We start from the raw sequence: 9,689 nt of genomic DNA, 5'->3' as shown, positions 1-9,689 counted from the left end.
TATAATAGATAAACTAAGAGATAAGATCAAAGAAAATAAAATAACAGAGCCTTCAGGAGTTAAAGCCGAATTAAAAAATATAATAGAAGAGATATTAACTAATGAGAACTCTACATTAAATGTAGAAAAGTCTCCAACTATAATACTTATGGTAGGTGTAAATGGTGTAGGTAAAACGACTACCATAGGTAAATTAGCTAATAGATATAAACAAGAAGGTAAAAAAATTTTACTAGCGGCAGGGGATACATTTAGAGCAGCTGCAATAGAGCAATTAGAAGTTTGGGCAGGAAGAAGTAATGTTGATATAATAAAGCATCAAGAAGGTGCAGACCCAGGAGCTGTTGTGTTTGATGCTATAAAAGCTGCTAAAGCTAGAAAAGTAGATTTATTAATATGCGATACAGCAGGAAGACTTCATAATAAAGCTAACCTTATGAATGAATTAGGTAAAGTATTTAAAATAGTAGATAGGGAATTCCCAGAAGCTAATAAGGAAGTATTATTAGTAGTTGATGCCACTACGGGACAAAATGCAGTAGTACAAGCAAAAACATTTAAAGACGTAGCAGATATAACAGGAATAGTTTTAACTAAGCTTGATGGAACAGCAAAAGGTGGGGTTGTACTTGCAGTTAAGAGTGAAGTTGATGTTCCAGTAAAGCTTATAGGTGTTGGAGAAAAAGTAGAAGACTTACAAGATTTTGATGCAAAAGCCTTCTCTGAGGCGCTATTTGGGAGTAATTAGTAATTAAAATAAAATGTTGACAACAAACGCTATATGATATAAAATACAATGTGTAAAGTAAATAACCTTTACAGTATGTATCATGGAAGTGTGATTATGAATATAGAAAAAATGGTTGAGATTGGCTTGCTATTTGAACAATATAAAGAATTATTAACTGATAAGCAAAGAGAAATAGTTTCATTATATTATGAAGAAGATTATTCTCTAGGTGAAATTAGTGAAAATTTAAATGTATCTAGACAAGGTGTATACGATACATTAAAGCGTTCAGAGAAAATACTAAAGGATTATGAAAATAAATTACATTTAGTAGAAAAAATACAAGAGCAAGAAAAACTAACTAAAACTATAATAGATAAAATTGTTGACATTAAGCAAGATTTATTGCAAAATAGAGATTGTGCTAATTTAATCCCTAAAGTAGAAAATATAGAAGATATATGTAGGGAGATGTTAAAATGATATTTGAAGGATTATCAGATAAACTACAAGGAGCACTTGGTAAGTTAAAATCAAAAGGAAAACTTACTGAAAAAGATGTAAAAGATGCTATGAGAGAAGTTAAACTTGCGCTTTTAGAAGCTGACGTTAACTTCAAAGTAGTTAAAGATTTCGTAAAAAAAGTTCAAGAAAGATGTGTTGGACAAGAGGTTATGAGTAGTTTAACTCCTGGACAGCATGTAATAAAAATAGTTAATGAAGAACTAACAAGCCTAATGGGTGATGTATCTAGTAAAATTATGATATCTCCTAAACCACCAACTATAATAATGATGGTTGGTCTTCAAGGGGCAGGTAAAACTACTACATCAGGTAAGCTTGGAGGTTACTTTAAAAAACAAGGTAAAAGACCACTTCTTATTGCCTGTGATATATATAGACCAGCAGCTATAAAACAATTACAAGTTGTTGGAGAAAAATTAGATATACCAGTGTTCAATATGGGTGATAAAGAAAGCCCAGTAAACATAGCTAAAGCAGGACTAAGTCATGCTATGAAAAATAATCATGATTTAGTTATTATAGATACAGCCGGTAGACTTCATATAGATGAAACTTTAATGGATGAATTAAAGTCAATAAAATCAGAAGTTAAACCACATGAAATTCTTTTAGTAGTTGACTCAATGACAGGACAAGATGCAGTAAATGTTGCAGAAAGCTTCAATGAAGCTCTTGGTGTTGATGGAGTTGTATTAACGAAACTAGACGGAGATACTAGAGGTGGGGCTGCACTTTCCATAAGAGCTGTAACTCAAAAACCTATAAAGTTTATAGGTATGGGGGAAAAACTAGATGATTTAGAACCATTCCATCCAGATAGAATGGCATCTAGAATATTAGGTATGGGAGATATCTTAAGCCTAATAGAAAAAGCTCAAGAATCTATAGATTTAGATAAAGCTAAAGAATTAGAACAAAAAATTAAGAAACAAGATCTTGACTTTGAGGATTTCTTAGAGCAAATGGAACAAATTCAAAATATGGGTCCTTTAGATAAAATTTTAGGTATGATACCAGGTATGGGTAATATAAAAGACCAACTTGGGGATGTAGACCTAAATGGAAAAGAGGAAAGAAGAGACCCAAGTATATTAAATGCTTCTAGAAAGAAAAGAATTGCTAGAGGTAGTGGTACAAGTGTACAAGATGTAAACAGACTTATAAAGCAATTTAATGAAATGAAGAAAATGATGAAGATGTTTACAGGATCTCAAAAAAGTATGAAGAAAAGGGGCGGTTTTCCCGGACTTCCTTTCTTTAAATAAATAAAAAATAGACAAAAACATTATTCGGAGGTGCTATTATGGCAGTTAAAATAAGATTAAAAAGAATGGGATCAAACAAGAAGCCTTTCTACAGAATAGTAGTTGCTGATTCAAGATCTCCAAGAGATGGAAAATTCATAGAAGAAATAGGATACTACAACCCAGTTTCTCAACCAAAGCAAGTTAAAATAAACGATGAGAAAGCTGTTAAGTGGTTATCAAATGGTGCACAACCAACTGATACTGTAAAAACTTTATTAGTTAACAACGGTGTAATGGAAAAATTCGAAGCTTCTAAGAAATAATAATTTTTAATTAGGAGAGATGAGTATATGAAAGAGCTAGTGTTAGATATAGCTAAAGCTCTAGTTGATAATCCTGATGCAGTTGTAGTTGAAGAAACAAGAAAAAATGATGAAATCATTTTAAAGCTTACTGTTTCTCAAGACGACATGGGAAAGGTTATCGGAAAGCAGGGCAGAATAGCTAAAGCTATAAGAACTGTCGTAAGATCTGCTGCAAACAGAGAAAAAGTAAAAGTTTCTCTTGAGATAGTATAAAAGGATTAGGTATATGCCTAATCCTTTTTGTATATACTCAAAATACATAATTATAGCTAATAAATTTAATAATATAATAATGAAAGAAAGTCATAAAGATTTTTAACATAAGGAGATATATTAATGGAAAAGCTAACACATTTTAAAATAGGACAAATAGTAAATACTCAAGGTTTAAAAGGAGAAGTTAGAGTTTATCCTTTTACTGATGATATATATAGATTTGATGACTTAGAAGAATTCTACTTAGGAAAAGACTTAGAAACTAAGTGGGAAGTTGAAAGAGTTAGATATAAAGGCAACATGGTTATAATGAAAATAAAAAATGTTGATAGAGTTGAAGATGCAGAAAAGTTAAGAAATAAGTTCATGTATGTTTCAAGAGAAGATACTAGAGAATTAGAAGAAGGTGAATTCTTTATAGCAGACATGATAGGTATGGATGTATATACATTAGATAATAATCATATAGGAACATTAAAAGATGTATTACAATATGCAGCTAATGATGTATACGTTATAAAAAGTAACGATGGTAAGGAATTTTTAATACCTGCTATAACTAAGTTTGTGCCTACTATAGATATAAATGAAAGAAAAATGATAATAGACCCTATTAAGGGTATGTTAGACTAGGTGATAGTATGAGATTTCATATAATGACACTTTTTCCAGAAATATTTCATTCGTACATGAATGAAAGTATAATGAAAAAAGCAGTAGAAAAAAATATAATAGAAGTTAACATATATAATATAAGGGATTTTTCTACTAATAAACATAAAAAAGTAGATGATTATCCATTTGGTGGTGGAGCAGGAATGGTAATGACTCCACAACCTATATATGATACATATAAACATATAATAGAAAAGCATGATATAAAAAATCCAAGAGTAGTATATTTAACTCCAAAAGGTAAGGTTCATAATCAAAGTATTGCACAAGATTTTTCTAAGCTGGATGATGTAATATTTTTATGCGGGCATTATGAAGGAATAGATCAGAGGATAATTGATTTAATAGTTACTGATGAAATATCTATAGGTGACTATGTATTAACAGGAGGAGAACTTCCAGCACTTATACTTATAGATTCTATATCAAGACTTATACCAGGAGTATTAGGACAAAATGAATCATTTGAGGAGGAGTCTTTTAAAGATAATTTATTAGAATATCCTCATTATACTAGACCTAGAGAGTTTATGAACTTAGAAGTTCCATCAGTTTTACTATCTGGAAATCATAAGAATATCGATAAATGGAGATATGAAGAGTCGATAAAAATTACCAAAGAAAGAAGACCAGATTTGTACAAAAAAGCTTGTAAATAAACAATATATATAGTATAATTTTAAATGTTGAAAAAATAAACGGGCATTCCTCTTTTTACACGTAGGAGGTAATTAAGAATGTCTATGATACTAGGAGGAAGAATAATGAACGAATTAGTAAGAGCATTAGGACAAGAACAATTAAAGAAAGAAGTTCCTAACTTTGGACCTGGGGACACAGTAAGAGTTCACGTTAAAATAGTTGAAGGTAAGAGAGAAAGAATACAAGTATTCGAAGGTGTTGTTCTTAAGAGACAAGGTGGAGGAATACAAGAAACTTTCACAGTTAGAAAAATATCTTTCAACGTTGGTGTAGAAAGAACTTTCCCAGTACATTCTCCAAGAATAGAAAAGATAGAAGTAACTAGAAAAGGTAAAGTAAGAAGAGCTAAACTAAACTACTTAAGAGGTAGAGTAGGTAAAGCTGCTAAGATAAAAGAAGCTAGATAATTAAACTTTACTATAAAATAAAGGACTGATTTTATCAGTCCTTTTTACATATATTGATATTATTACTTTAAATATAATATAGATGAATAGATTAAAAATTTATATTATAGAAATAATAGAAGTATTATATTAAATACTTAAAAAAGATTATAATATAATGTATAAATTGAAATAAGAAAGAATAAATAATTTACATAAAGGAGTGATAATCATGGCAAGAGGAGACAGAATGGGAGAAAATTATGATGATTATCTAAGAGATGATAATTTACATATAAACTGGTATCCAGGTCATATGAAGAAAACTAGAGATTTAGTTAGAAATAACTTAAAACTAGTTGATGTTGTTGTAGAACTTTTAGACTCTAGAATACCTTTTAGTAGTAGAAACCCAGATATAGATAATTTAGCAGGGAATAAGCCTAGAGTTGTCATATTAAATAAATGTGATTTAGCAGATAGGGCTAAGTTAGATAAATGGATAAAATACTATAAAGACCGTGGAATCAAAGCAATACCAGTAGATACTTTAAAAGGTGTTGGCTTAAATAAATTAGTAGATGAATGTAGAAATGCAGTTAAAGATAAAATGGATGCATTAAAAGAAAAAGGAAGAAAAGAAAGACCTATAAGAATAATGATAGTAGGTATTCCAAATGTTGGTAAATCATCTATAATAAATAAATTAACAGGTAGAAAAAGTACAGTTACAGGAGATAGACCAGGTGTAACTAAAGGAAAGCAGTGGGTTAGATTAAAAGGAAACTTAGAATTACTTGATACACCAGGTATACTTTGGCCTAAATTTGAAGATCAAGATGTTGCACTTAATTTAGCATTCTGTAGAGCTATAAAAGATGAGATACTAGATGTTGAAACTTTAGCTCTAAGACTAATTGGAAAGCTTATGGAGATAGAGCCAGAAAAATTAAAGGCAAGATATAAGCTAGAGGAATTAGGTGATAGAGATATAGAAACTATGGATATGATAGGTCGTAAAAGAGGATTTATAATGGGGAATAAGGAACTTGATTATACTCGTATAGCAACGACAGTTTTAAATGAATTTAGAGATGGAAAAATAGGAAAAATAACTCTAGAAGTTCCTGAAGACATAAAAAAATAGATACAATATAAAAAATATCATCTAATGTTAGATGATATTTTTTTACGTATAAGGAAATTATATCATGAAAAAAGTGGAAAATTTATGGATATGAGTAATATCAACTTTATAAAAGTAAAAATGGGATGTATCCGTAGCGTGAGCAAGAATATATCGTTGGCGAAATGAGCGGAGCGAATTTTCTATATTATAAATAATAATTATAAGGTATACTAAGATATAGCTAATAAATTATGAGTAATTTTATATCTTAAAATTAAGTAGAGATACTTTTTTAATGGTATATGTAGGCATTATATTTATATATATTTTAGGATAGAACATAGTACACATGATATAAAAATTACATCCTATAAATAACACAAGGAGAAAAACATGAAGAATAAAAGTGTAAAGGAAATTAAAGAAATAGTAGATAGTTTAAGTATTGATAAATATTTAGAGTATATGGATATATTAAAATGCGATGAAAGAAAATCAGTTCAAAATATAGCAATCAAAATGGGAAAAAAATTAGATAATATAAGAAAAGAAGAAGAACGATTAGAACTTATAAATACATATGAAAATGAAGGATATACTAAAGGGTATTTATATATAGGAGGAATAGATGAAGCGGGGCGTGGTCCGTTAGCAGGGCCTGTAGTAGCTAGTGTAGTAGTGTTTAAACCAAATACTAAGATAGAAGGGATAAATGATTCTAAAAAGCTAAGTGAAGCTAAAAGAGAAGAGTTATTCGATAGAATAAAAGAAGAAGCTTTAGACTATGGAATAGGTATAGTTAATAATGAAGATATAGATAAATATAATATATTAAATGCTACTTACATGGCCATGAAAAAGGCTTTAAATTGTTTAAAAAATACACCAGATTATTTATTAATAGATGCTGCTACAATACCAGGAATAGACATACATCAAAAGCCAATAATTAAGGGAGATTCTAAATCTATATCAATTGCGGCAGCTAGTATATTAGCTAAAGTTACAAGAGATAATATAATGTATCAATATGATGAAATATTCCCGGAATATGGATTTAAATCGCATAAAGGTTATGGAACAAAGGAACACTACGAAGCAATTGAAAAATATGGAATAACTCGTATACATAGAAAGAGTTTCTTAAAGAATATGTTATAATTTTATATGAAAGTTTAATTAAAAATTTATATAGAGGAGTCTTATAATGAATTTTAAAGAAGTTGAGAAAGTTGCTAGAGAAAAATTTAATGGAAGTTGCAAGGTATGTAAGGTATGTAATGGTATTGCTTGTGCAGGTGAAGTTCCAGGTATGGGCGGAAAAGGAAGCGGGTCTTCATTTATAGATAATAGAAAAAGTTTAGAAAAAATAAAAATTAATATGAGGGTTATACATAATGTTTCTAATCCAGATATTACTATAGAATTGTTTGGAAAGAAAATGGATGCTCCGATATTTGCAGCACCTATAACTGGAACAACTTTAAATATGGGTGGAAAAATTTCTGAGAGAGATTATATAGAACCTGTTGTAAAAGGATGTATAGATAGTGGTGTATACGCTATGGTTGGAGACACTGCAGTTGATGAATTTTTATTAGAAAACTTAAGTGTACTTAAAGAGTATAATGGACAAGGTATAGTATTTATAAAGCCATGGGAAAATGATGATATAATAAACAAAATAAAGTTGGCAGAAGAGTCAAATGCTATAGCAGTAGGTGTTGATATAGACGCATGTGGTCTTGTTACATTATCTATGCATGGAAAAAAAGTTGTTCCAAAAACTGTAGAAGATTTAAGAAAACTTAAAAATTCGACTAAATTACCTTTTATAGTTAAAGGGATAATGACTGTTGAAGATGCTCTAATGGCTGTTGAAGCAGGTGTTGATGCAATAGTTATATCAAATCATGGTGGTAGAGTATTAGATTGTACTCCTGGAGTTTGTGAAGTAATTCCAGCAATTGCAAAAGCAGTAAAAGGAAAAATTACGATACTTGCTGATGGTGGTGTTAGAACTGGAGTAGATGTGGTTAAAATGATAGGTTTAGGTGCAGATGCAGTTTTAATAGGAAGACCGTTTGTAACAGCTTCATTTGGTGGTAAAACGGATGGTGTTAAGACTTATGTAGAAAATATAAAAAATGAATTAAAATCAACTATGATTTTAACAGGATGTCAATCTATAAAAGATATAGACAGTAAGGTTATATATAATTATTAATCATAAAAAAGGAGCTATTAGTAAAACTAAGAATTATAGAGATACTATAAAACTTTGTTTTAAAATAGCCCTTTTTTATTTTAAAGCTCTACTTTAAAAGTTGTTATGTTTAAAATGAGTGTTTGTTGATATTACAAATATTTAATATTAACAAAAGTATTAAATATTATTATATTTTTATTAATATTATTTATATTTTCATAGAGCTTTTAAAATAATTATTTAAATGGATTATCCATAACATTTATTATATCAGATTGTTTAACTTGTGAGGCAGTATTATTATAAGAATTTTTTAGTTTTTCTAAAGTTATATTATCTAAATGACTAAAATCTTCATTATTAGTTATAGGTAGAACCTCAAAAACTATCTTACTTCCATCATTATATTTATTAACCCATGTAGGAATACAATTTACTTTAGATACAAATGTTTTGTCTGTATTTTTAGTAATTTCTATGTTAATCATAAGCCCATCTTCAGTAAAAGGTGTTCCTAAAAGTTCCCTTCTTTGATTTGATATAAAATTTCCAAGAGAATATATAACTAAAGTTTCATGACTTTCATCAGTAGATTTTATTATTTCAACGGGTTGAACTATATGAGGGTGAGATCCTATTATTATATCTACGCCACTATCGCTAAGTTTTTGGGCTAAATCATATTGAAATTGGTTAGGAACTCTTCTATACTCATCTCCCCAATGAATAACAAGTATCTGAATATCTGTGTGTGATATATTTTTTAGGGTATTATTTATAGTATTAAAAGCACTATTTACATTTGAGCTATCAAATACATTTAATTTATCTTTAAATTTATCTGAAACTCGTATACCATTTAAGAATTTAGTATTTTCTTTAACTTCTCCATAAGAGAAAGATGTTATTCCTAAACTTATTCCGTTAACCTCTTTTATTAGGTAATTCTTATCACCAACATTTGAAATCGTTCCTATAGTACTAAGGTTTCTAGATTTTAGTACATCTAAAGTTCTTTCTACTCCTAGATCACCTTTATCAAAAGAATGGTTATTTATAGTTGAAACTACATCTACGCCTGCATTTTTTAATGCATCAGCCAAGGTATCGGGAGTATTAAAAGTTGGATAAGAACTATATGGTATACTATCACCAGCTAATGTGGTCTCTAAATTTGCAATAGATAAGTCTGCTTTTTTTATATAACTTGATACATATTTATAATTATTATCAAAAGAATATGTATTTGTCTTAGGATCGTACTGTGCATTAAGTTGAGGTGTATGAGCCATAACATCCCCTATTGCATTTATAGTAACCTTACTAGTTTTATTATCTGCTAAAGTTTCTAAAATTTGTTCATCTTTTACTACTTCGCTATTACATTTTTTATCAAATAAATTAAAATTATTAAATAAAAAAATAAAAGTTAGTACTAAAATTGATAAGTATTAAAATGGATCCTATATAGTGGACACTAGAAAAAGAGTGTCTATCTATATAGG

The 9,689-nt window shown here is 29.0% G+C and carries 12 protein-coding genes; 11 read left to right on the top strand and 1 reads right to left on the bottom strand.

What is annotated here, in order from left to right:
* From ftsY to Q5F54_RS06910, 11 genes are all read left to right on the top strand, one after another.
* On the top strand, positions 1-748 hold a 748-nt coding region (gene ftsY / locus Q5F54_RS06960), incomplete at its 5' end, for a signal recognition particle-docking protein FtsY (protein ID WP_302334145.1).
* Positions 749-844: 96 nt separating this feature from the next.
* The gene (ylxM, locus tag Q5F54_RS06955; RefSeq protein ID WP_071119724.1) at positions 845-1,213 is read left to right on the top strand and encodes a YlxM family DNA-binding protein; all 369 of its coding nucleotides are present in this window, start codon (positions 845-847) and stop codon (positions 1,211-1,213) included.
* Positions 1,210-2,520 (top strand): signal recognition particle protein, encoded by a 1,311-nt coding sequence (gene ffh, locus Q5F54_RS06950; protein ID WP_302334144.1) that lies wholly within the window; start codon positions 1,210-1,212, stop codon positions 2,518-2,520. The genes ylxM and ffh overlap by 4 nt, the downstream gene beginning before the upstream one ends.
* A gap of 38 nt (positions 2,521-2,558) precedes the next feature.
* Entirely contained in the window at positions 2,559-2,825 is a 267-nt protein-coding gene (gene rpsP / locus Q5F54_RS06945; protein WP_071119726.1) for a 30S ribosomal protein S16, read from the top strand.
* A 27-nt stretch (positions 2,826-2,852) separates the two neighbouring features.
* A complete protein-coding gene (locus tag Q5F54_RS06940; protein ID WP_071119727.1) occupies positions 2,853-3,080 on the top strand; it encodes a KH domain-containing protein in 228 nt (75 codons plus the stop codon).
* A gap of 123 nt (positions 3,081-3,203) precedes the next feature.
* Positions 3,204-3,716 (top strand): ribosome maturation factor RimM, encoded by a 513-nt coding sequence (gene rimM / locus Q5F54_RS06935; protein ID WP_302334143.1) that lies wholly within the window; start codon positions 3,204-3,206, stop codon positions 3,714-3,716.
* An 8-nt stretch (positions 3,717-3,724) separates the two neighbouring features.
* Positions 3,725-4,417, top strand: coding sequence for a tRNA (guanosine(37)-N1)-methyltransferase TrmD (gene trmD / locus Q5F54_RS06930; RefSeq protein WP_071119729.1), 693 nt, complete (start codon positions 3,725-3,727; stop codon positions 4,415-4,417).
* Positions 4,418-4,522: 105 nt separating this feature from the next.
* On the top strand, positions 4,523-4,867 hold the full coding sequence (gene rplS / locus Q5F54_RS06925; RefSeq protein ID WP_071121358.1) for a 50S ribosomal protein L19: 345 nt from the start codon (positions 4,523-4,525) through the stop codon (positions 4,865-4,867).
* Positions 4,868-5,096: 229 nt separating this feature from the next.
* On the top strand, positions 5,097-5,993 hold the full coding sequence (gene ylqF, locus Q5F54_RS06920; protein ID WP_071121359.1) for a ribosome biogenesis GTPase YlqF: 897 nt from the start codon (positions 5,097-5,099) through the stop codon (positions 5,991-5,993).
* A gap of 375 nt (positions 5,994-6,368) precedes the next feature.
* Positions 6,369-7,136 carry a ribonuclease HII gene (locus Q5F54_RS06915; RefSeq protein WP_281538906.1) on the top strand — a complete coding sequence of 256 codons (768 nt, stop codon included), beginning with the start codon at positions 6,369-6,371 and terminating at the stop codon, positions 7,134-7,136.
* Between the two features lie 46 nt (positions 7,137-7,182).
* On the top strand, positions 7,183-8,202 hold the full coding sequence (locus tag Q5F54_RS06910) for an alpha-hydroxy-acid oxidizing protein (protein ID WP_277231337.1): 1,020 nt from the start codon (positions 7,183-7,185) through the stop codon (positions 8,200-8,202).
* A gap of 218 nt (positions 8,203-8,420) precedes the next feature.
* On the opposite strand, the gene Q5F54_RS06905 is transcribed toward Q5F54_RS06910, so the two are convergent.
* Positions 8,421-9,626 (bottom strand): CapA family protein, encoded by a 1,206-nt coding sequence (locus Q5F54_RS06905; protein ID WP_302334146.1) that lies wholly within the window; start codon positions 9,624-9,626, stop codon positions 8,421-8,423.
* Positions 9,627-9,689 lie beyond the last annotated feature (63 nt).

Source organism: uncultured Romboutsia sp., assembly GCF_958366745.1.
GTDB lineage: Bacteria > Bacillota > Clostridia > Peptostreptococcales > Peptostreptococcaceae > Romboutsia > Romboutsia timonensis.
Note: the sequence above shows the minus strand (reverse complement) of the source record. Positions and strands in the feature narration are given on the sequence as shown.

Bases quoted from the DNA above. Each gene is read 5' to 3' on its own strand.
- ylxM (WP_071119724.1), top strand. From the start codon at position 845: ATGAATATAGAAAAAATGGTTGAGATTGGCTTGCTATTTGAACAATAT.
- ffh (WP_302334144.1), top strand. From the start codon at position 1,210: ATGATATTTGAAGGATTATCAGATAAACTACAAGGAGCACTTGGTAAG.
- rpsP (WP_071119726.1), top strand. From the start codon at position 2,559: ATGGCAGTTAAAATAAGATTAAAAAGAATGGGATCAAACAAGAAGCCT.
- Q5F54_RS06940 (WP_071119727.1), top strand. From the start codon at position 2,853: ATGAAAGAGCTAGTGTTAGATATAGCTAAAGCTCTAGTTGATAATCCT.
- rimM (WP_302334143.1), top strand. From the start codon at position 3,204: ATGGAAAAGCTAACACATTTTAAAATAGGACAAATAGTAAATACTCAA.
- trmD (WP_071119729.1), top strand. From the start codon at position 3,725: ATGAGATTTCATATAATGACACTTTTTCCAGAAATATTTCATTCGTAC.
- rplS (WP_071121358.1), top strand. From the start codon at position 4,523: ATGAACGAATTAGTAAGAGCATTAGGACAAGAACAATTAAAGAAAGAA.
- ylqF (WP_071121359.1), top strand. From the start codon at position 5,097: ATGGGAGAAAATTATGATGATTATCTAAGAGATGATAATTTACATATA.
- Q5F54_RS06915 (WP_281538906.1), top strand. From the start codon at position 6,369: ATGAAGAATAAAAGTGTAAAGGAAATTAAAGAAATAGTAGATAGTTTA.
- Q5F54_RS06910 (WP_277231337.1), top strand. From the start codon at position 7,183: ATGAATTTTAAAGAAGTTGAGAAAGTTGCTAGAGAAAAATTTAATGGA.